The following is a 22,461-nucleotide window of genomic DNA, read 5'->3' on the forward strand; positions in this document are numbered from 1 at the left end:
TAAGAAAGGGGCAAGGCGGTTTTCTCGTGACGAGCAGCATACTCTTCTCGGGCAACGCCTTCAGTCTGGCAGATGGCAAGGGCCGGTTCGTCATTCCCCTCGAAATGCGCAAGCAGGTCAAACTCGGCAGCGGTAACGAAAATCGGCTGGTGACATCATTCCATGGCAAGCACCCCTGCGCCACGGGTTTCGGCACCATCTTTCGTCAGCAGCAGGAGGACGCGATCACCGCGCGCGCCATCGCGGCCATGAACCGTGGCGAAGACTATGATGAGGACGGCGAGCGCGAAAAGCTGTTCCCGCTCATGGATGACGTCAACTTCGACGATGGCGGACGCTTCTTCCTGCCCGACGATCTGAAGGATGTGAGCGGCATCACCGACGCGATCTTCTTCGTGGGGGTCAGCCGCTATATCCAGATGTGGAACCCGGCGGCGTATGAAGCCAGCGAGTCCGGCCATGAATTGCTGAAAGCGAAATGCCGCCGTTTCCTGGCCGAGCGGGAGGCGTCGGGCAAATGAACCCTTCGACGCTCATGAGCGATGCGCCGCACATTCCTGTCCTGCTGAACGAAGTTCTCGACGCGCTCGCCATTGTCCCCGGCGAGACGCATGTCGACGGCACCTTCGGCGCGGGCGGCTATAGCCGTGCGATGGCGGCGCAAGGCGCGCGAGTGATCGCTTTCGACCGTGATCCCGACGCGATCCGTGAAGGGCGCCCGGTTGCAGATGACGCTGGCATCACCTTGGTCGAGGGTGAGTTCTCGCGGATGCAGTCGCTGTTGGCCAATGCGGATGTCGATCGGGTGGCAGGCGTCACGCTCGACATCGGCGTTTCTTCGATGCAGCTCGACCGGGCGGATCGCGGCTTTTCGTTTCAGGCGGACGGGCCGCTCGACATGCGCATGAGCAAGTCGGGAACGAGCGCGGCGGATTTCCTGAACACAGCGCCCGAAGAGGCCATCGCCGACGTTATCTATCGCTATGGTGAGGAGCCGAAGTCGCGCCGGATCGCGCGCTTCATCGTCGAGGCGCGGCCCCTGTCGCGTACCGGCGAGCTGGCCTCGGTCGTTCGGCGGGCGCTGGGGCACAAGCCGCACGACAAGAAAGACCCTGCAACCCGCGTCTTTCAGGCGATCCGCATTCATCTCAATCAGGAGCTGGAAGAGCTGGAGCGCGGGCTGGAGGCGGCTGAGGCGGTGCTGGAGCCGGGTGGTCGTCTCGCCATCGTAACGTTCCACAGCCTTGAGGATCGCATCGTGAAGCAGTTTCTGCGCCGCCGCAGCGGTGGCGAAGGCGTTGGCTCGCGTCATCTTCCTATGCAGGTTCAGGCAGACGCGCCGACCTTCGCGAAGCCTGCCAAGGCGGTGCGTGCCGGCCCAGCCGAACTTGCCGTCAATCCGCGCGCGCGCTCCGCCACGTTGCGCAGCGCGATCCGCACGAATGCGCCTGCTTTTTCTTCCGTCGCAGTTGGGGACCGGTCATGATCGCGGTTAAGCGTCTGCAAAGTCTGTTCTGGGTATTGCTGGTCACATTGGGCGCGCTCTCCGCCTATATGGTATCGCTCCGTGCGGCGACCGAGCGGAACGACCTCAACAAGGTGCGGGCGCAGATTGCCCAGACTCAGGCGGACATCCGTTATCTGGAAACCGAATTTGGCGCGCGCGCGAACCTGCGCCAGCTCGAACGCTGGAATGCCGAGGATTTCCGCTACTCGACGCCGACGGTGGCACAATATCTGGATGGCGAGCGCGCCTTGGCGAGCCTTGACGGTATCCAGCAGAACGGGCCGCAATATGTAGCACCGCCGGTAATGGCGGCCATGGTGCAACCGCCAGCCGAGGCTCCCACCGAGACGCAGGTGGCGCAGGCAAGCCCGGCCAAGACACAGATCCGCACCGACATCGCGATTATCCGGACGGCGCAGGCGGCGGACAATGTCGAGAAGCTGCCACGCCCGGCCAAGTCGAAGACTTCGCCCGAAGTGGAGCGCGATCGTCCGACGCCGGTCGCCCGCAATGTCGAGCGTATGGCGATGCTGGATTCAAAACTTTTGGATGACCGCACGTTGGGGGATCTCAGCGCGCGTGCGGCAGGCGAAAAACGCAAAGGCAACCGCTGATGGCGACGCTGGTCGTCCGTCCCGATCGTTCGCGTACAGGCGCGGACCGGGTCAACCTGACGGCGGTGGCGCATCAGCGGCTTGTGTTGCTGCTGATCCTGTTCGTCGGCATCACCAGCCTTATCGGCTTGCGGCTGGCATGGATGGGAGTGGCGACGTTCAGCAGCGAGCGGACGACCATTTCCGCAGGGGCTCTGCCGCGTGCCGACATCGTCGATCGCAATGGCGTGCCGCTTGCGCGTACGATGCAGGGCTATTCGATATCCGTACGGCCCGATCGGCTGATTGGTGAACCGGCGGAACTGGCGCGTAAGCTCAACGAAATCTTTCCCGACGAACCGGCGGCCGAGTTCTACAAGAAGCTGACGGGCAAGGGCTGGGCCTATCTTCGCAAGCGCGCCCTGCCCGAGGAAGTCGCGGCGGTGAACGCGCTGGGCGAAGTCGGCATCGAGTTTCCGCGCGAGAATGAGCGAGTCTATCCGCAACGCACTCTTGCCGCGCATGTGCTGGGCTTTCCGCCCACGGACGGCGCGGGCGGCATGGGTGTGGAGCTTGCCTTCAATGACCAGCTTACGAAGCTTGGTGCGCAGGGCAAGTCGTTCGCGATCTCCATCGATACGCGCGTGCAGGCGGCACTGGAAAACGAACTCTACACGCAGATGATGGCGCAACGGGCGCGTGGTGCCGGTGGCATCATTCTGGACGCCAACACCGGCGAGGTCATCGCCATGGCATCGCTGCCCGTGTTCGATCCGAACAAGTTGACGCGGGACACGGCGAAAAGCTGCAACGATTCGGCGCGATGCAACGACATGGTGCAGTCGCGTTACGAACTGGGTTCCACGTTCAAGCCGTTATCGATCGCGACAGCAATGGATCACGGCACGGTTACGTCGATGTCCAAACGCTATGATGCGACGGCACCGCTGGCCGTGGCAGGGTTTCGTATCAAGGACGACCACCCCCTCGGCCGTTGGATCAACGTGCCTGAAACGCTGGTGCACAGCTCCAATATCGCGACCGCACGAATTGCCGATGAAATGGGTGCGGCACCGATGCAGGCCATGTTCCGGTCGCTGGAATTTGATCGTCGGCCCAGCATCGAGTTGAAAGAACGCGCCGGCACATTGTGGCCCACGAACTGGGGCCGGATCACCACTATGACGGCGTCCTATGGACATGGCATAGCGGTCACGCCGATGCATCTGGCGAGCGCCTATGCGGCTTTGGTGAACGGCGGCATCTGGCGCCCTGCGACGATGCGCCGCCTGGCACCGGGGGAGGTGCCGCACGGTCGTCGCGTGTTTACTGCTGCCACGAGCGCCCGAATGCGGCAGCTTCTGCGGATGATCGTAGCCGCTGGCACAGGACGTAGCGCCGATGCAAAGGGTTTCCGCATCGGCGGCAAGACCGGTTCCGCCGAAAAGCCGTTTGCAGGCGGTTATGCACATCATTCACTCGTGACGACTTTCGCATCCGCCTTTCCGATGGATAACCCTAAATATGTCGTCCTGACGATGATGGACGAACCGCAGGGCAATGCCGAGACGTTCGGCCTTCGCACCGCTGCATGGACCGCCGCGCCTGTTGTGAAACGGGTGGTGGAGCGTGTAGGACCGATGCTCGGTATCATTCCCGACGAGCGGCGCGACGTGGACATTTCCGAGTTGATGCCGCTTCTTTGGAAAGCAAAGGGCGAAGAATAATGCGGCTGGACGCCTTGATCGAAGCGGTCGACCCAACGGCTTGCGCGACGCAAGTGACGGGCTTTGCCATCGACCATCGCAAGGTTGCGCCGGGGACTGTCTTCGGCGCGTTTCCGGGTGCGCGGTTCAATGGCGAAGACTTCATCGCCGACGCGATTGCCGCGGGCGCCATTGTAGTCGTAGCGCGGCCGTCGGCGGTGGTGAACGGCGCGGTGCACCTTGCCGATGCAGAGCCGCGCCGCTTGTTCGCATCGCTTGCGGCAAAGTTCTTTGCGCCATTTCCGGAAACCGTCGTTGCGGTGACGGGCACGAACGGGAAGACGTCCACCGTCGAACTGACGCGTCAGTTGTGGCGGCTGATGGGTGAAAAATCCGCGTCCATCGGCACGTTGGGCGTCACCACCGCCATCGACCAGGTGTCCACCGGGCTGACGACGCCGGACATCGTGACGTTCCTCTCCAATATGTCGGGACTTAGTCGCGAAGGCATCACGCATGCGGCGTTCGAAGCGTCCAGCCATGGTCTCGACCAGTTTCGCACCGAAGGGCTGCCTGTAAAGGCGGCGGCATTCACGAACCTCGGTCGAGATCACCTCGATTATCATGGCGACATGGACAGCTATTTCGATGCGAAGATGCGGCTGTTCGATGAAGTCGTGGCGGCGGATGGTGCGGCAGTGATCTGGGCGGACGATCCCAAGTCTGGCGACGTGATTGCGCGGGCCGAGCGGCGGGGACTGCGGGTCATGACGGTCGGGGCCGCGGGGACAGCCTTGAAGCTCGTGGATCGGACGCCGACGCATTTGGGGCAGACTTTGCTAATCGAGGCTGACGGCAAGCGGCACAAGGTGAACCTGCCGCTGATCGGTGCCTATCAGGCCGCTAACGCGCTGGTTTCGGCGGGACTGGTCACCGCGACGGGTGGCGACACGTCTAGGGTGCTTGAGTTTTTGGGTCGCGTTCAGCCTGTGCGCGGGCGGCTGGAGCGGGCTGTCATCACGCGCGCCGGAGCGCCGGTCTATGTTGACTACGCACATACGCCTGATGGTCTGCGCGCTGCCATCGAAGCATTGCGCCCGCATACGCGTGGCAAGCTGATCGTCGTGTTCGGCGCGGGCGGCGATCGCGACACGGGCAAGCGTCCGCTGATGGGCGCTGTTGCTACTGAACTGGCGGACCTGGTGATCGTCACCGATGATAACCCCCGTTCGGAGGAGCCTTCCGCCATTCGTGCGGCCATCATGGCGGGGGCGCCGGGCGCGAGCGAAGTCGGCGGGCGTCGCGCGGCGATTGCCGCAGCGATTGCGCAGGCGGGCGCCGACGACATCGTGCTGCTGGCAGGCAAGGGGCATGAGCAGGGGCAGATTATCGGCGATCGCGTGCTGCCGTTCGACGACGTGACGGTGGCGCGGGAATGCGCGGAGTGACGCCTTGACCCCGCTCTGGACATCAGATGAAATCGCGGCGGCGGTGGACGGAACGGCGTCCGCCGCTTTTGCCGTTTCGGGCGTAGCCTTCGACAGCCGGGAAGTCGGGCCGGGCGACCTGTTCGTGGCGTTGAAGGGCGAAGCGACCGACGGCCACAAATATATCGATACGGCGTTGGCTGCTGGCGCTGCGGGCGTTCTGGTGAGCGAACCCGTAGAAGCGCCGCATGTGCTGGCGGCGGACAGCTTTTTTGCGTTGCAAGCGCTCGGCCGCGCGGCGCGTGCACGCACGGAGGCCAAGATCGTCGGAGTGACCGGGTCGGTCGGCAAGACGGGCACGAAGGAAGCGCTGTTTCAGGCGCTTGATCGCGCCGTGCCGGGCCACGCGCACCGTTCGGTCAAGAGCTACAACAACCATGTCGGTGTACCGCTCAGCCTGTCGCGGATGCCTGCCGCAAGTGCATTCGGTATCTTCGAGATGGGGATGAACCATAGCGGCGAGCTATCCGCGCTGACGCAACTGGTCCGGCCGCATGTGGCTATCGTCACGGCTATTGCGCCCGCGCATATTGAGTTTTTCGCATCGGAAGATGCCATTGCCGACGCCAAGGCGGAGATTTTCGAAGGGCTGGAGCCGGGCGGCACGGCGATTATTCCCTTCGATAGTCCGCAATATGATCGGCTGCGGCGACACGCGGAGCGCTTCGCCGCCAATGTCCTGAGCTTCGGCATGGGTCGGGATGCGGACATCAGGGCTGTGGAGGCGGTTCCGGCGGCGCAGGGCGGCACCCTGGTCACGGCCAAGCTGCCGACCGCGGACATCTGCTTCACCGTAGGCGCGCCGGGAGAACATTGGGTCACGAATGCGCTCGCCGTGCTGGGCGCCGTCGAGGCGGTGGGCGGCGATCTGGCGGCTGCGGGGTTGGCGCTGGCTGAACTGCCGGGTCTTGCCGGACGCGGTGCGCGCACGACGCTGTACGTTCAGGGCCGCGATGCCTTGTTGATCGACGAAAGCTATAACGCCAATCCCCTGTCGATGGGCGCGACGCTGCGCCAATTGGGCAAGGAGAAGGCGGCGCGGCGAGTGGTCGTGCTCGGCGCGATGAAGGAGCTGGGGCATCGCAGTGCGGAACTGCACGCAGCGCTGGCGGAGCCGATTGCGGCCAGCGGTGTGGATTATGCGATCCTTGTCGGCGAAGACATGACGCCGCTGGCGGAGCGCCTTGAAGGTCAGGTCGCTTTCGCGCATGTGCCCGACGCCGATAGCGCGAAGGCGCTGATCCTTTCGAAGGTTCAGCCCGGCGACGCGATCTTGGTGAAAGGTTCGAATAGTGTCGGCCTGTCGTGCGTAGTCGCGGCGCTGGCGGACGGGGGCAAGGCATAATGTTGTACTGGCTGGCGCAGACGCTGGATTTCCAGGGGGTGTTCAACCTCGTCCGCTATCTGAGCTTCCGGACGGGCGCGGCGATCGCGACGGCGCTGGTGATCGGCCTTATCATCGGGCCGCGCTTCATCGGATGGCTGCGCGTGCGGCAAGGGAAGGGGCAACCGATCCGCGAGGACGGGCCGCAGAGCCACCTCACCAAACGGGGTACGCCGACAATGGGGGGGTTGATGATCCTCACGTCGATGATCGCATCGGTGTTGCTGTGGATGAACCTGTCGTCGGTGTACGTGTGGGCATGTATCTTCGTGACGCTGGGCTTTGGCGCCATCGGTTTTATGGACGATTACGACAAGGTTACGAAGGCCAGCCACAAGGGACTCTCCGGCAAATTTCGGCTGCTGTGCGAATTCGCGATTGCTGGTTTTGCGGCGTGGCTGATCGTCGGGCACAACGGCACGGCGCTGTATGTCCCGTTCTGGAACGGCCCGGCGCTTAATCTCGGGCCGTTTTACTATGTCTTCGCGGCGTTCGTTATCGTGTCCTTCGGCAATGCGGTGAACCTTACGGATGGGCTGGACGGGCTTGCTACCATGCCGGTCATCATCGCGAGCCTTGCGTTCATGCTGATCGTCTATCTGGTCGGGCGCGCGGACTTTGCGGAGTATCTCGGCATCCCCCATGTGCCGGGTGCGGGCGACCTCACCATTCTCTGCGGCGCGATCGTGGGTGCGGGCCTCGCCTTCCTTTGGTTCAACGCGCCCCCCGCTGCTGTATTCATGGGCGACACGGGGAGCCTGGCGCTGGGCGGCACGATCGGCGTGATCGCCGTCAGTGCGCACCATGAGATCGTGCTGGCCATCATCGGCGGATTATTCGTGGTCGAGGCGATGTCGGTGATAATCCAAGTGTTTTTCTATAAGCGAACCGGCAGGCGCGTGTTCAAGATGGCGCCGATCCACCATCATTTCGAGCAACTCGGCTGGGCTGAAGCGACGGTCGTGATACGGTTCTGGATTATCGCTTTCGTCCTGGCGCTGGCGGGCCTTGCGACTTTGAAGCTGCGATGATCGTCAGCCCGGCCTTTGCAGGGAAGACCTATGCCGTGCTCGGGCTGGCGCGAAGCGGCCTCGCGACCGTCGCGACGTTGGTCGCCAGCGGTGCCCACGTGGTGGCTTGGGATACGCGCGAGGAAGCGCAGGCGCTTGTCGCCGACAAGGCGGAGATCGCCGATCCGTTGACCATCGACTTGGCCGGGTTCGACGGCATCGTCGTTTCGCCCGGCGTTCCCCTCAACCGCCACCCCATTGCGGAGAAAGCGCGGGAGGCAGGTGTGCCGATCATCGGCGACATCGAACTCTTTGCGCTCGCCCGCCCGAGCTTGCCGCCGCATCGCGTGGTCGGCATCACCGGCACCAACGGCAAATCGACGACTACGGCGCTGATACATCACATCATTGAAAGCGCGGGCATAGCGACGCGCATGGGCGGCAATATCGGACTGCCGATTCTGGGGCAGGAGCCATTGCCGGAGGGCGGCATCTATGTCCTTGAACTGTCGAGTTACCAGATCGACCTGACCTACAGCCTCGATTGTGACGTTGCCGTTCTGCTGAACATCACGCCCGATCATCTGGATCGCTATGATGGGTTCGATGGCTATGTGGGCTCCAAAGCGCGGCTGTTCGAAATGCAGAGTGAGGGGCATGACGCCGTTGTAGCGATTGACGATGAGCCAAGCCGGGCCATCGCCACGCAGGTCTCGGCACGGCTGCATTCCGTTTCCGCACTCGACGTCGATACCGCAGCCCAGGCGCTCTGGCCATCACTGCAAGGGCCGCATAACGCGCAAAATGCTGCTGTCGCCGTGGCTGTTGGCCGGGCATTGGGTATCACCGACGCGGTCATAGAATCCGCCCTGGCGACCTTCTCCAGCCTGCCGCACCGGATGCAACGGGTGACCGAAGTCAACGGCGTCCTATATGTGAACGACAGCAAGGCCACCAATGCCGCTTCCACCGCGCCCGCACTCGCAGCCTATCCAGCTGTTGAGGGCAAGCCGCGCATACACTGGATTTTGGGTGGCGTTGCTAAGACCGACAATCTGGACGAATGCGTTCCCTATTATGGCAATGTCGCCCATGCCTATACGATGGGAGAGTCCGGCCATATGTTCGCCGAGCTTCTTCGCCCGCACATGGAAGTGGATGATAGCGAGATGTTGCTGACTGCCGTGCGTCGGACCGCGCGCGTGGCGCAACCGGGAGACGTCGTGCTGCTGTCGCCAGCCTGTGCGTCGTTCGATCAGTTTCGCGATTTCGAGGCGCGGGGCGATGCGTTTGTCGCGGCGGTGAAGGCATTGGAGGAACCCGACAATGGCTAGCGGCAGCTTCAAGCCCGGCAGGCTCGTGAACGGTCTCCGCGGCAAGACGGTGCCGCGCGAGCGGACGGCGCTTGCCATCTGGTTCTGGGAAATCGACCGCGTGCTGCTGTCGTTGATCGCGGTGCTGATCGCGATTGGGCTGGTGGCTGTCGCGGCGGCATCGCCCGTCGCGGCAATCGATCGCTCGACCAGCCAGGTCGCCGTCAATCCGCTGATCTACTTCTATCGCCAGCTCATGTGGGTCGGCATAGGCCTGCCGGTGATGCTGGTCATTTCGATGCTGCCTCGAACGCAGGCGCGCAGGCTTGCCGTCGTATTGACGGCCGTATTTCTGGTCATGATGCTGCTCGTGCCGGTGCTGGGAAACTCCATTAATGGCGCGAAACGCTGGATCGACTTGCCCGGTATCCGCTTCCAGCCTTCGGAGTTTCTAAAGCCCGCCTTCGTTGTCACGCTGGCGTGGCTGCTGTCCCTGCGTGGCAAGGATGCGAGCCTTCCGGTGATTCCGATAAGCGGCATGCTGACGGCGTTCGTGGCGCTTTTGCTGATGCGCCAGCCGGACTTCGGGCAGACCGTAATATTCTGCGCAGTGTGGAGTGCGCTGCTTCTGCTGTCCGGCGTGTCGATGAAAGCCATCGGCGCGCTGGTGGGCGCGGCGATGGGTTTGTTCGTGCTGACCTATATGTTCTACGAAAACGGCCGCAACCGCATCAATGACTTCCTGGGATTGGGCGTAGCTACTGACACTGGGCCGGATCAGGCCGATCTGGCGCACAAGACCATCACCAACGGCGGCTTCACCGGCGTCGGTCCGGGGGGTGGGCAGGCGAAGTTCCACCTTCCCGAGGCGCATACCGACTATATCTTCTCCGTCATCGGCGAGGAATTCGGGCTGCTGGCGTGCATCGGCATTGCGATCGTCTATCTGGCGATCATCGTCCGGGTGCTGCTACGCCTGCTGGACGAAGAGGACAGCTTCATCATACTGGCGGCGGCGGGCCTGACGACGGAACTCGGATTGCAGGCGATCATCAATATGGGCGTCAACGCGCATATATTTCCATCAAAGGGCATGACGCTCCCCTTTATCAGCTATGGCGGCTCCTCTATGATCGCGCTTTGCATCGGGGTCGGTCTGTTGCTGGCGTTCACACGTCGCAACCCCTTCATGGACCGCAGCCCCTATGTCGTGAAATGGAGCGGTCGATGAGCATATCCCGTCACTTCGTTCTCGCTGCGGGCGGGACCGGGGGGCACATGATCCCCGCTTATGCGGTGGCGAAGGAATTGACGGCGCGTGGCCACCACGTTGCGCTGGTGACGGACGAGCGCGGCGCGAAAATTCCCGGCATCTTCGAGGATATGCAGGTGCATGTCCTGCCAGCGGGGCGGATGCAGGGTGGACCCTTGGGCTGGCTGCGCGGGTTGAAGGCGATCCTGGCCGGGCGCGCGATGGCGATGCGGCTGTATGAGACGTTCCAGCCGACGGCGGTGGTCGGTTTCGGCGGATATCCTGCGATGCCTGCCGTGCTTGCTGCTTTCAAGATGGGGATACCTACAGCGCTGCACGAACAGAACGCGGTACTGGGCCGCGTCAATCGGCTGTTGGCGCGCAAGGTGGATGCCATTGCGACGGCTTATCCGATCGTGGAACGGCTGGCCGACAAGCATGCGGGCAAGGTGCATCTCATCGGCAATCCCGTGCGCGAAGAAGTCATGGCGCTCCGCGACGAGGAGTTCCCGGCGCTGACGGACGAGAGCGTCTTCCGCTTGCTGGTGACTGGCGGCAGTCAGGGTGCGACGATCCTTTCCAGCGTCGTGCCCAATGGCCTCGCGCTGCTGCCCGTTGGCCTCCGCCGCCGTTTGCAGGTGACGCAGCAATGCCGGGCCGAAGATATCGAGAAGGTGCGGCAGACCTATGCCGAAATGGAAATCCCGGCCGATCTGTCGACCTATATCGGCGACATGGCCGAGAAGCTGAACTGGGCGCATCTCGTGATTGCGCGGGCGGGCGCATCGACGATTGCGGAACTGACGACAGCTGGCCGTCCCGCGATCCTTATACCGCTGCCGACTGCAATGGACGATCATCAGACGGCGAATGTGCGGGAGATGGTCGAGAGCGGCGGCGCGCGGTCCATCCCGCAATCGCAATTCACGCCGGTGGAACTCGCCAAGCAGATGCAGAAGATGGCGATGGAACCGGGCGCGCTGGCCAATGCTGCTAAGCGCGCACGTGCTTGCGGTCGCCCCTATGCCGCGCGTGATATGGCAGACCTTCTTGAAAGTATTGGACAAGCCCCGATCATGAACGATCCCCTGCGGACCACGCCGCCCGCGCCTTCCAGCCTGACGTTGCAGGGCGTTCCGGCATGAAGGGCGTCGCGACGGATATCGGCACGATCCACTTCATCGGCATCGGCGGCATCGGCATGTCGGGCATTGCCGAAGTCATGCACAATCTTGGTTACAAGGTGCAGGGGAGCGACGTGGCCGAAGGCTATGTGATCGAGGGGCTGCGCAAGAAGGGCATCAGCGTCGCCATCGGGCATAAGGCAGAGAATCTGGGCGACGCCGCGGTCGTAGTGACGTCCACCGCAATCAAGCGCGGCAATCCTGAAGTAGAACTGGCGCTGGAAAACCGCATCCCGGTTGTGCGCCGTGCTGAAATGCTGGCGGAGTTGATGCGCCTCAAATCGACCGTTGCCGTGGCTGGGACGCACGGCAAGACTACCACGACGTCGATGGTCGCAGCGTTGCTGGATGCGGGCGGCGTCGATCCCACTGTTATTAATGGCGGGATCATCAACAGCTACGGGTCCAACGCGCGTCTTGGCGCGTCCGACTGGATGGTGGTCGAGGCGGACGAAAGCGACGGCAGCTTCCTGCGGCTAGACGGCACGATCGCGGTTGTGACGAACATTGATCCCGAGCATCTCGACCATTATGGCAGCTTCGATGCGGTGAAGGACGCGTTCGTCGATTTCATCGAGAATGTGCCCTTTTACGGCGCGGCGATCGTCTGCCTCGACCATCCCGAAGTGCAGGCAATCCTCCCGCGCGTGCAGGACCGGCGCGTGGTGACATACGGTTTCAGCGCGCAGGCGGATATTCGGGGCGAGAATGTGGTGTCTTTCCCCGGCGGCAATCGCTTCGATGTGCAAGTGCGGGAACGGGATGGCTCGACCCGGCGGATAGAGGGCATCGAAATGCCGATGCCTGGTCGCCACAATGTGCTGAACGCGATGGCGGCGATCGGCGTCGCTTTGCAGATGGGCATTGACGATGCGACGATACAAACGGGGTTTGCGAAGTTCGGTGGGGTCAAGCGGCGGTTTACGAAGGTAGGCGAAGTCGCGCTACCCGGCGGCACCGCTACGGTGATCGACGATTATGGTCATCATCCGGTGGAAATCCGCGCGGTTCTGGCCGCCGCTCGTGAAGGCGCGCGCGGGCGCGTCATCGCCGTGGTGCAGCCGCATCGCTTTACCCGTTTGCGCGACCTGATGGATGAGTTTCAGCAGGCGTTTAATGACGCCGATATTGTTTATGCCGCACCCGTCTATCCGGCGGGCGAGCAGCCCATCGAAGGGACGGACAGTGCGGCGCTGGTCGCTGGCCTTAAGCGTCGCGGGCATCGCGCGGCGTCGGTGATCGATGGACCGGATGCTCTGGCGAAGGCGCTGGCTACGGACTTGCAGGCCGATGACATGGTGATCTGCCTTGGCGCAGGCGACATCACCAAATGGGCGGCAGGACTTGCGCCTTCCATTACCGCGGCGCTTCCGGAGACGGCATCATGATCGAATTCGTGGATCTTTGCATCGACATGCAGAAGCGTGTGATCGAAGTGCATGAGAAGAGCATGGAGGCTGCGCAGAAGACGTTGAAGAGCGCGAATGCCTCCGTCGCCATGCAGGAAGCAATGACTGAGGCGACCAAGGCCAATGTTGCGGCTTGGGAGCGTTGGGTTTCGCTCTGGACCGGCGGGAGTGGAACGAAACGGAAATGACGGCGACGCTCGCTACGCTTCCTCCTCTTGATGGTGTGATTGAACAGGGCGGCAGCCTTGCCGACTTCATCTGGTTCCGCACGGGTGGGCCTGCGGAATATCTGGTGCGCCCCCGCGACGTGGACGACCTGTCGCGCTTTCTGGCTGCACTCGATCCTTCGATACCTGTGTTGCCGGTGGGGGTCGGCTCGAACCTGATCGTACGCGACGGCGGGGTGCCGGGCGTTGTGGTGCGCCTGCCGAAGTCGATGCAGAAGGTGACGGTCGAAACGGGAAATCGTGTCCGTGCGGGCGGCGCGGCGATGGGGATTTCGGTGGCCAGCGCGGCGCGGGACGCGGGCATTGCGGGCCTTGAATTTCTACGCGGTATTCCCGGCACTGTGGGCGGATCGGTGCGCATGAATGCGGGGGCCTATGGACGTGACACCAGCGACATATTGATCGAGGTGACGTTGGTTCTGCGTGACGGCATGGTTGAGACATGGCCCGCCGCGAGACTTGGCTACACCTATCGCCATAGCGAATTGCCTTTGGGCGCAGTCGTGGTGGAGGCGCTGTTCGAAGGTGTGCCGGGTGACAGGTCTGCGATCGGGGTGGAAATGGATCGCATCGCCGCCGAGCGCGAAGCGAGCCAACCGCTGCGCAGCCGGACGGGCGGCTCAACTTTCAAGAATCCCGAAGGTCATAAAGCCTGGGCGCTGATCGATCAGGCGGGTTGTCGCGGATTACAACGCGGCGACGCACAAGTCTCTGAAAAACATTGCAATTTCCTGCTGAATCTTGGATCGGCGACAAGTGCCGACATTGAGGCGCTGGGCGAGGATGTGCGGGACAGGGTGAAGGCCAGCAGCGGCGTGGAGCTTGAGTGGGAAATTCAGCGGATCGGAACGCCGAAGTGAGGGGGCCGTGGCATGTTGCCGTCCTGATGGGCGGATGGTCCGCTGAGCGGTCGGTATCGCTGTCGTCGGGCGAAGGCATCGCCAAGGCGCTGGAATCGCGCGGGCATCGCGTGACGCGCGTGGACATGGACCGCGACGTGGCGATCCGCCTGCATGAGACAAAGCCTGATGTCGTGTTCAACGCATTGCATGGCGTTCCGGGTGAAGATGGCACCGTGCAGGGCATGATGGACCTGATGGGCCTCACCTACACGCATAGTGGCCTTGCGACCTCGGTGATCGCCATCGACAAGCAACTCACCAAGCAGGCGCTGGTGCCGCATGGTATCCCGATGCCCGGCGGGCAGGTTGTAGAAAGCGCCTCGCTGTTCGAGCGCGACCCGATCCCGCGTCCCTATGTGGTGAAGCCCGTCAATGAGGGATCGTCGGTCGGCGTCGCGATCGTGACGAACGAGAGCAATTTCAGCAATCCGATCGGGCGCGATGTTGAGGGGCCGTGGCAGCATTTCGAGGAATTGCTGGCCGAACCCTATATTCGAGGGCGGGAACTGACGACCGCCGTGCTGGGCGATGAGGCGCTGCTGGTGACAGAATTGCGGCCCAAGAGCGGCTTCTACGATTTCGACGCAAAATATACCGACGGCATGACCGATCACATCTGCCCCGCCGACATTCCGGATGATGTCACTGAGCAGTGCAAGGCCATTGCGCTGCGGGCGCATCAGTTGCTGGGTTGCAAGGGCGCATCGCGGTCGGATTTCCGCTGGGACGACACGCAGGGCATCGATGGGCTGTTTCTGCTGGAAGTAAACACGCAGCCGGGCATGACGCCGCTCAGCCTCGTACCTGAACAGGCGGCGAAGCTGGGTATTGACTATGCCGAGCTTGTGGAGCGAATTGTCGAGGATGCGCTGAACGCGAAGCATTCGCGGCCGGGGGGCAAATGATATGAGCGACGCGAGGATCAGGCGAGGCGGGACGAGCCGCTTGTCGCCGCGTACATCGGGAGCGAAGGGCAATGGTCGTGGCCGTGCGCTGAAGAAGCAGTCACGGCTAGATCGCGTTGTCGCGATGCTGCCGATCAGCGACGCCACGCTGCAACGCATGGCGTCCTGGGGCATCGTGCTGGTTGTCGGCGGCGTGGCGGTCGGCGGCTCCATCTTCATGGGCCTGCCCGCCATGGCCCGGATGGAATTTGCAAACGCGACGGCCAAGGCTGGTTTCGAAGTTGCCAAGGTCGAAGTGCATGGCGTCGAACGGATGGACGAACTGTCCGTCTACAATATCGCGCTGGGGCAAGTGGATCGATCGATGGTCAACGTCGATCTGCCCAAGTTGCGCGGCGATCTGATGACGCTGGGCTGGGTGAAGGATGCGCGCGTATCCCGCCGTCTGCCCGATACGCTGGTCGTGGATATCGTGGAGCGGCAGCCGGTTGCGGTGTGGCAGCATGATGGCCAACTGCGGCTGATCGACGTTACCGGTGCAGTGCTGCAAACTGTTTCGGCTTCCAAAATGCCTGATCTGCCGCTTGTCGTTGGCCCTAATGCCAACACGCAGACGGCGCGGCTGAGCCAGTTGATGGACGCAGCGCCTGCCCTGAAGCCGGTGTTGGCGGGTGCGACGTGGATCGGCGACCGGCGCTGGGATCTCCGCTTCCAATCCGGCGAGACGCTGTCGCTACCCGAGGGGGAGCCGGAGGCCGCCGCCGCCCTCGTCAACTTTGCCCGAATGGATGGCGTCAATCGGCTTCTGGGGCGCGGGATCATCCGTTTCGATATGCGTGATCCCGACAAATTCGTGCTACGTCTCCCCAAGGATCGTCCCGGTAAGAGCGACGACGGAAAGTCGGAAGAGGCGAAGGCAACAAAGGTCGCCGCGACCGGTGGCGATGGGGACGTCTAGGCACATGGCACCACCTAAAGTCGAGAAGCTGATTACTGCCGTCGATATCGGGTCGTGGAAGGTCTCCGCGCTGATCGCCGGCAAGACCGACACGGGCGAACTTGCGATTTTGGGCACGGGCCAGCGCGAGAGCCGGGGCGTGCGCCGTGGTTACATCGCCGATATGGAGCGCACCGAAATGGCGGTGCGCGAAACTGTCGAGCAGGCGGAGCGTGTCGCGGGCCTCAATATCGAGGATGTGTGGGTCTCGTTCTCCGGCGGCAGTCTGGTCAGCGATGTCGTGACGGTCGAGCGCGGCCTTGGCGGCTATCGCGTCGAGCAGGCGGATATCGACGATCTCCTCACCACCGGACGGCAGAGCATCGATCCGGACGGGCGCATCGTGCTGCATGCGCAGCCGACATGCTTCACCCTGAACGGCACGGAAGGCGTCAAGCGACCGCTGGGGATGCACGCCGACAAATTAGGCGTCGATATCCATGTGGTTCTGGCCGATGGCGCGCCGCTTGCGAACATGGAGATGTGCGTGCGGGGCGCGTATCTCGATGTGAACGCGGTTGTCGCTGCCCCGATCGCGACGGGCCTTGCGTGCCTGTCTGAGGAAGAGCGCGATCTCGGCGTGGCTCTTGTAGAGTTGGGCGCGGGCGTCACCAATGTCTCGCTTTATGTTGGTGGGATGCTGGTCGGGCTGCACTCCATTCCCATCGGCGCGGCGGACATTACCGACGACATCGCCTCCGCATTTGGCATCCGGCGCAGTCAGGCGGAACGGATGAAGTGTTTCTACGGCTCGGCCATGCAGTCGCGCCGCGATTTCCGCGAGATGATCGAGATTGCGCCTATTTCCGGTGATGTAGCGGCAGGCGAAGGGGGCAAGATAACCCGCGCGGCCTTAGTCGGTGTGATCTGCGAGCGGCTCAACCAGTTGATGGCCGAAGTGAATGCGGCGCTTAAAGGTATGGGCTTTAATTCGCCGGTGGGCCGTCAGGTAGTGCTAACCGGCGGCGGTGCGGAAATGAAGGGTATTGCCGATTATGCGCAGAGTGCACTTGGCCGTGCGGTGCGGATCGGTCGCCCGCGTGGGCTGGCCGCACTTCCCGAAGCGCACAGTGGTCCCGCTTTTGCCACGCTTGCCGGATTGGCGCTTTACGGCGCATCCAATCCGGTCGACTTGCGCAGCATGACCGACGCACCGCAGACCGTGCATAAGATCGGCGCTTCCGCTTGGTGGCAGCGTATGATGGGTGCCCTCAAGGCGAATTATTGAGTGAGAACGGCGCAAGTTTCGCAAAGAATAAAAAAGGTGATGAATTGCCTTTTCAACTCGTGCATGAAGTAAATATTACGTTTCGCCCTGTGCCGGCGAGACCGAGGGAGCTTTAGGAATATGAGCATTGAAATCGGCCCGCCGCAGGTGGATGAGCTGAAGCCGCGTATCGCCGTGATCGGCGTAGGTGGTGCTGGCGGCAATGCCATTGCGAACATGATCGCGGCGTCGGTCGAAGGCGTGGACTTCATCGTTGCGAATACCGATGCGCAGGCATTGAATGCCTCGCCAGCGGAGCGCCGCATCCAGCTTGGCCCCCGGATCACCGAAGGCCTCGGCGCGGGATCGCGGCCCGAGATCGGCCGGGCAGCGGCGGAAGAAACGATTGCGGCAGTCGAGGAAGCGCTGAACGGTGCACATATGTGCTTCATCGCTGCGGGCATGGGCGGCGGCACGGGCACGGGCGCTGCGCCGGTTATCGCCAAGGCAGCGCGGGATCGTGGCATTCTGACTGTCGGTGTTGTCACGAAGCCCTTCACCTTCGAAGGCGCACGTCGCGCGCGTTCCGCCGAAGCGGGCATCGACGAGTTGCAGAAGCATGTCGACACGCTGATCGTCATTCCGAACCAGAACCTGTTTCTCGTCGCGAACCCGAACACGACCTTCAAGGAAGCGTTCCAGATGGCGGACGAAGTGCTGCAGCAAGGTGTGCGTGGCATCACCGACCTGATGGTCATGCCTGGCCTCATCAACCTTGACTTTGCCGACGTGCGTTCGGTCATGGGTGAGATGGGCAAGGCGATGATGGGCACCGGCGAAGCCGAAGGCGACGGCCGTGCGCTGCAGGCCGCCGAGAAGGCCATTGCGAACCCGCTGCTCGACGGCGTCAGCATGAAGGGCGCAAAGGGCGTCATCGTTTCGATCGTCGGTGGCGAAGACATGCGCCTGATGGAGGTCGACGAAGCCGCGAATCACATCCGCGAGCTGGTCGATCCGGACGCCAACATCATCTGGGGTTCGGCCTTCAACGATAACCTGAATGGCCGCATCCGCGTGTCCGTGGTCGCGACTGGCATCGATCATGAAGCATCGGGTGTCGCCGCAGCTCCATCCCAGCCGTTCAGCTTTGCAAACCGGCCAGCAGTGGCGACGCCCATTGTGCCTGCACCTACGGTAGCGGCAGCACCTGCTCCGGTTGCGCCGCCGGTAAGTGCGCCTGAGCCGGAAGCAGAAATGGAGCCGCTCGACCTTGGGACTGCAGCCGAAGCGGTTGAACCTGCGCCCGCGCCTGCACCGCTGGCTTCCCCCTTTGTCGCGCCCAAAGCACCTCCAGTGATTTCGGATCTGACGGACGAGGAAGAGCTGCTGCTGAGTGGCGAAGCGGCAGCACCACCGGAAGCGCCCGCCGAACCGGCTCGCGCTGCGCCGCGCGTTGCGACAGGCGGCGGCACCTTGTTCGAGCGCATGTCCGGTCTTTCCCGTGGCGTTGACAAGGCAGCGGAGTCGGATGCGCAGAGCAAGCCGGGCGGCATAGACATCCCGCGCTTCCTGAACCGGCAGAACAACCAGTAAGTTTGGCCATCGCCTGCTTCCTCGGGTGAACCCATGGAAGCAGGCGTCCGTCGCATCCGGCAATTTCAGGCATTTTCTATTCACCGATCTTCAGGCTAGGGACGGGTGTCGTGACTCTGCGTTCCTCAATTCGTCTGATGCTTGGTACGGCGCTCGTCATGGCCGGCGGAGTGCCGCTCCATGCCGTCGCGCAGTCGGGCACGGGCTTTTCGCAGCTTGACCTGCGTCAGCCTGATGCTGCGGCCAGCCTGAATAGCAATCTGACGCGTCTTGGCGATAACCCTCGGGATATCGGCGCGTTGATCGGAGCAGGGGAGGCCGCCCTGGACCTCAATGATCCCCGCGCTGCTACCGGGTTCTTCGCTCGTGCCGACGAGATTCAAAGTGGCAACGGGCGCGTGAAGGCGGGCCTTGGCCGGGCGATGCTGCAACTTCAGAACCCAACGGAGGCGCTGCGGCTGTTCGATCAGGCTGAACGGCTGCGCTATCCGTCCGACAGCTATATCGGCGACCGCGCCCTTGCGCGCGATCTGGCCGGGGATCAGGCGGGAGCGCAGCGCGATTACCAGACGGCGCTGCGCACCAAGCCCAACGATGCCGAAGTCATTAAACGCTACGCCGTGTCGCTTGGCATATCGGGTCAGGTGGATGCGGCCGAAAAAGTCATTCAGCCGCTGCTCTACAAAAATGATCGTGAAGCATGGCGGGATCGCGCTTTTATCTTCGCGATGAATGGCCGGGTGCAGCAGGCGCAGGAGATTACGGTGAAGGTGATGCCCAAACCGCTCGCCGACGCAATCCAGCCCTATATGAACCGCATGGCGGCGCTAACCCCTGCGGAGCGTGCCGCAGCGGTGCACTTCGGCAATTTTCCGGCGAACGCAGGGGTTCGCATGGCGTCCAACGCCGCGCCTAGCCGGTATGTGACGCCCGGTCCCGTAGCGGGATCGAGTAGCGTGCCGCAACCGGCATCTCCCTCGATACCCGCTGCCCGGAATTCGCCGCAGCCTGAGCCAACTGCGTGGACGCGGAGCCAGGCCGCCCCGACGAGTGTACCGACGCAGGTGCGCGGTGATAGAACGCGTACAGCGGTTCCGACTCCGACGGCAGTTGAGCCGTCGCCTATTGTTCCTACCTCGTCCAGTCCACCCACTCGCCCGCCTGTGCCGCAGGTACGTGTCGCCGAGACACCTCGCACGCCTACCGTCACGCCGACGCCTGCGCCTTCCAATGCATTGCCCGGACCAGCGACAGCATCGGCGACGCCCCGTGCAGTGCAAGGTCCGGTCGATCCGCTGGCCGCGCGTTCCACGCCGGCCAACCCTGTATCTCAGCCACTAGCGCCGCAAGACCGGCCTGCGCAGCCGCTTGCCCAAGCCGCTACAGCGCCAGCGCCCAACCCCGTCGCGACTCGTACGCTGGCGGACATCATCCGCGAACTCGACGTGCCGGATAGCGAAACACGGCCGCAGGTTGCTGCGGTGGACCTCACTGAAGTGATGGCGTTGCAGGCGCGCAAGCGGGAAGCGGCGCGCGCAGCGGCCGAAAAGGTCAAGCGCGATGCCGCCGCAAAGGTGAAGGCCGAAGCCGATGCGAAAGCCAAGGCTCTTGCTGCGGAAAAAGCGAGGCTGGCGAAAAATCCATCGCGCAATTGGGTCCAGGTGGGAACGGGGCAGAGCGTCCCGGCGCTTGGCTTCACATTGCGCGGGTTGCGCAAGAAATATGATGCGCTTGGACCCAAGGACGCATTCACAGCGCCATGGGGCAAGACGAACCGACTGGTCGTCGGGCCTTTCCCCTCCTTCGCGAAAGCCAAGGATTTCGAAGCGACGTTGAAGAAGGGTGGCGCAGATGTGTTCGCCTGGCAGAGCGAAGCGGGCGAGGAAGTCATGCCGATCGGTGGCAAGTAGCCGTTACTGAACGATCATCAGCCGATTGCGGCGGAGCCGGACATGCTCTCGCCAGGCGATGTACAGCCCGCTTGCGACGATGAACGCTGCGCCGATCCAGGTTGTTGGCAACGGCCACTCATTCCAGATGAACCACCCAAACAGCGTCGCCCACAAAATAGAGCTGTAGTCCATCGGCAGGACCAGCGACACCGGCCCCCAACGCAAAGCCCCGGTCATGCACAATTGCGCTATTCCGCCAGAGATGCCTATGCCGATCAGTGTGAGCCACGTCATGCTATCATGCGCCTGCGCCTTGAAGATCAATCCGACCGTAAGGGGCGGCAGAGATATGAGCGTGAACCAGAAGACAGTGACAGAGGCGCCCTCGGTACGGCCAAGCTCCCGCAGGATGAGGCTGATGCACGCGGTCAGCACGGCCGCGCCGAGAGCGACGGCGACGCCGAATAGCGGGAAGTGATTAGCGTCCGGCCTTACCATGATGAGGACGCCGACGAAACCGAGAAGGACCGCCGACCAGCGATGAAACCCCGTCGCTTCCTTCAACAGCAGGGCCGAGAGAATAGTCGCGAATATCGGCATCGAAAAGCCGATGGTCGTCGCCTCCGCCAGCGGCAGTAATATATAGGAACCGAAATTGAGCACCATGCCGATCGAACCTAGCACTGCCCGGCTGGCGTGCGTGCCGATCCGCTTGGTGTACACGGCTCGCGGACCCTGAATCATGCAAATCCAGCCGAACACGATCGGCAATGCAATGGCCTGCCGATAGAACAGTGACTCTGCAAGGTGGACGCCGCGCGTATCGGCGAGCTTCACGAGTGCGAACATCGTTGCAAGGCACAGCATCGCAAGCAGGCGCAGCCCGAGCGCGAAAAAGGGCCGTTCTTCACGGTCCGGCGAAGCGACAATAGAAGGAGCGGTGGCGGTTTCCACCGGCTCCCTTTAGCGGCTTTGATGTGGCGCGCAATCCAGTGCGGCGCGCATCCTGACGGTGAAGTTGACGGTAGAAACGCTATTTCGCGGGTTTGACGAACTTCAATGTCATACGGTCGCTCTCACCGATCCCAAGATACTTTGCCTTGTCAGTTTCCCCATTGGTGAGCGAGGGCGGCAGGGTCCAGACGCCCTTCGCCCAGTCCGCCGTGTCCTTGGAGTTCGCGTTTACTTCCGACGCGCCAACATATTTGAAGCCTGCCGCTTCAGCGAGACGGCGGACGGTCGACACCTTCAGATAGCCTGATGATTTCTCGAGGGCTGTGTCGCGCGCTTCGAGCAGTCGATGGTCGACGATGCCGAGCGTGCCGCCCGGCTTCAACATGGCGAAGAAGGCCTGAAAGCTGGCGGCCTCGTTTCCATCCATCACCATGTTATGCACATTGCGGAAAGTGAGGACGGTGTCGACGCTGTTGGCCGGGATGCCGGTGTCGGGCCAGGGAATCAGCTTAGCCTTGCCATAGATTTCCGGAGTTGCCGTCAACTTCGCCTTCAACTTGTCAAAGCCTTTGCCTGGTTCCTGCGCAGCGTAGTAGGTGCCATGGTCCTTCAGCAAGGGAGCGAGGATTTCAGTATACCACCCCGCTCCCGGCGAAAATTCGACGACGGTCTGCTCGGGTGTGACGCCGAAGAAGGATAGCGTTTCGACCGGATGGCGATATTTGTCGCGGAGCACGTTGGCGGGGGTGCGGGTCGGTGCGGCGACTGCTGTAGTCAACGCCCGATGCGGATCAGTGGTATGATGGCCCATCTTGCTATGGTCCATCGCCTGCTGCGCGATGGCGAAAGGGGCCAGCGCGATAAGGCCGAGGGCTGTGACGCAGGCAAAGGCGGTGGGGATTCGCATTGGAGGCTCCTCTTCAAAGGTGCCCGACCATG

Annotated in this window: 20 protein-coding genes; 18 read left to right on the forward strand and 2 right to left on the reverse strand. The window is 62.7% G+C overall.

The window, feature by feature from the left end; genetic code table 11:
* Window positions 1-26: 26 nt before the first annotated feature.
* The 18 genes from C1T17_RS04505 to C1T17_RS04590 all read left to right on the forward strand — a co-directional run bounded on the left by C1T17_RS04505 (window position 27) and on the right by C1T17_RS04590 (window position 20,586).
* Entirely contained in the window at window positions 27-521 is a 495-nt protein-coding gene (locus C1T17_RS04505; RefSeq protein ID WP_104952413.1) for a division/cell wall cluster transcriptional repressor MraZ, read from the forward strand.
* Window positions 522-535: 14 nt separating this feature from the next.
* Complete coding sequence (gene rsmH / locus C1T17_RS04510) at window positions 536-1,486, forward strand: 16S rRNA (cytosine(1402)-N(4))-methyltransferase RsmH (protein ID WP_104952414.1); 951 nt, start codon at window positions 536-538, stop codon at window positions 1,484-1,486.
* Complete coding sequence (locus C1T17_RS04515; RefSeq protein WP_104952415.1) at window positions 1,483-2,121, forward strand: colicin transporter; 639 nt, start codon at window positions 1,483-1,485, stop codon at window positions 2,119-2,121. The genes rsmH and C1T17_RS04515 overlap by 4 nt, the downstream gene beginning before the upstream one ends.
* Window positions 2,121-3,827: a peptidoglycan D,D-transpeptidase FtsI family protein gene (locus C1T17_RS04520; protein ID WP_104952416.1), complete on the forward strand. Its 1,707-nt coding sequence runs from the start codon at window positions 2,121-2,123 to the stop codon at window positions 3,825-3,827. Before C1T17_RS04515 ends, C1T17_RS04520 begins: the two co-directional genes overlap by 1 nt.
* Entirely contained in the window at window positions 3,827-5,254 is a 1,428-nt protein-coding gene (locus C1T17_RS04525; RefSeq protein WP_104952417.1) for a UDP-N-acetylmuramoyl-L-alanyl-D-glutamate--2,6-diaminopimelate ligase, read from the forward strand. Before C1T17_RS04520 ends, C1T17_RS04525 begins: the two co-directional genes overlap by 1 nt.
* A 4-nt stretch (window positions 5,255-5,258) precedes the next feature.
* On the forward strand, window positions 5,259-6,638 hold the full coding sequence (locus tag C1T17_RS04530; protein WP_104952418.1) for a UDP-N-acetylmuramoyl-tripeptide--D-alanyl-D-alanine ligase: 1,380 nt from the start codon (window positions 5,259-5,261) through the stop codon (window positions 6,636-6,638).
* On the forward strand, window positions 6,638-7,708 hold the full coding sequence (gene mraY / locus C1T17_RS04535; RefSeq protein WP_104952419.1) for a phospho-N-acetylmuramoyl-pentapeptide-transferase: 1,071 nt from the start codon (window positions 6,638-6,640) through the stop codon (window positions 7,706-7,708). The genes C1T17_RS04530 and mraY overlap by 1 nt, the downstream gene beginning before the upstream one ends.
* Window positions 7,705-9,021, forward strand: a complete 1,317-nt coding sequence (gene murD, locus C1T17_RS04540; RefSeq protein WP_104952420.1) for a UDP-N-acetylmuramoyl-L-alanine--D-glutamate ligase — start codon at window positions 7,705-7,707, stop codon at window positions 9,019-9,021. Before mraY ends, murD begins: the two co-directional genes overlap by 4 nt.
* Window positions 9,014-10,231 carry an FtsW/RodA/SpoVE family cell cycle protein gene (locus C1T17_RS04545; protein WP_104952421.1) on the forward strand — a complete coding sequence of 406 codons (1,218 nt, stop codon included), beginning with the start codon at window positions 9,014-9,016 and terminating at the stop codon, window positions 10,229-10,231. Before murD ends, C1T17_RS04545 begins: the two co-directional genes overlap by 8 nt.
* A complete protein-coding gene (gene murG / locus C1T17_RS04550; RefSeq protein ID WP_104952422.1) occupies window positions 10,228-11,397 on the forward strand; it encodes an undecaprenyldiphospho-muramoylpentapeptide beta-N-acetylglucosaminyltransferase in 1,170 nt (389 codons plus the stop codon). The genes C1T17_RS04545 and murG overlap by 4 nt, the downstream gene beginning before the upstream one ends.
* A complete protein-coding gene (gene murC / locus C1T17_RS04555) occupies window positions 11,394-12,824 on the forward strand; it encodes a UDP-N-acetylmuramate--L-alanine ligase (RefSeq protein WP_104952423.1) in 1,431 nt (476 codons plus the stop codon). The genes murG and murC overlap by 4 nt, the downstream gene beginning before the upstream one ends.
* Window positions 12,821-13,033: a hypothetical protein gene (locus C1T17_RS04560; RefSeq protein WP_104952424.1), complete on the forward strand. Its 213-nt coding sequence runs from the start codon at window positions 12,821-12,823 to the stop codon at window positions 13,031-13,033. The genes murC and C1T17_RS04560 overlap by 4 nt, the downstream gene beginning before the upstream one ends.
* Window positions 13,030-13,932: a UDP-N-acetylmuramate dehydrogenase gene (gene murB, locus C1T17_RS04565; protein WP_104952425.1), complete on the forward strand. Its 903-nt coding sequence runs from the start codon at window positions 13,030-13,032 to the stop codon at window positions 13,930-13,932. The genes C1T17_RS04560 and murB overlap by 4 nt, the downstream gene beginning before the upstream one ends.
* Window positions 13,899-14,879, forward strand: coding sequence for a D-alanine--D-alanine ligase (locus C1T17_RS04570; protein ID WP_262982728.1), 981 nt, complete (start codon window positions 13,899-13,901; stop codon window positions 14,877-14,879). The genes murB and C1T17_RS04570 overlap by 34 nt, the downstream gene beginning before the upstream one ends.
* Before the next feature lies 1 nt (window position 14,880).
* The gene (locus C1T17_RS04575) at window positions 14,881-15,837 is read left to right on the forward strand and encodes a cell division protein FtsQ/DivIB (RefSeq protein ID WP_104952427.1); all 957 of its coding nucleotides are present in this window, start codon (window positions 14,881-14,883) and stop codon (window positions 15,835-15,837) included.
* 4 nt (window positions 15,838-15,841) lie between these two features.
* Entirely contained in the window at window positions 15,842-17,104 is a 1,263-nt protein-coding gene (gene ftsA / locus C1T17_RS04580; RefSeq protein WP_104952428.1) for a cell division protein FtsA, read from the forward strand.
* A gap of 120 nt (window positions 17,105-17,224) precedes the next feature.
* Entirely contained in the window at window positions 17,225-18,676 is a 1,452-nt protein-coding gene (ftsZ, locus tag C1T17_RS04585) for a cell division protein FtsZ (protein ID WP_104952429.1), read from the forward strand.
* A gap of 110 nt (window positions 18,677-18,786) precedes the next feature.
* On the forward strand, window positions 18,787-20,586 hold the full coding sequence (locus tag C1T17_RS04590) for a tetratricopeptide repeat protein (RefSeq protein ID WP_317617067.1): 1,800 nt from the start codon (window positions 18,787-18,789) through the stop codon (window positions 20,584-20,586).
* A 3-nt stretch (window positions 20,587-20,589) separates the two neighbouring features.
* On the opposite strand, the gene C1T17_RS04595 is transcribed toward C1T17_RS04590, so the two are convergent.
* Window positions 20,590-21,522, reverse strand: coding sequence for a DMT family transporter (locus C1T17_RS04595; RefSeq protein ID WP_411269208.1), 933 nt, complete (start codon window positions 21,520-21,522; stop codon window positions 20,590-20,592).
* A gap of 79 nt (window positions 21,523-21,601) precedes the next feature.
* A complete protein-coding gene (locus C1T17_RS04600; protein WP_104952431.1) occupies window positions 21,602-22,429 on the reverse strand; it encodes a class I SAM-dependent methyltransferase in 828 nt (275 codons plus the stop codon).
* Window positions 22,430-22,461: the final 32 nt, after the last annotated feature.

The organism is Sphingobium sp. SCG-1, assembly GCF_002953135.1.
GTDB lineage: Bacteria > Pseudomonadota > Alphaproteobacteria > Sphingomonadales > Sphingomonadaceae > Sphingobium.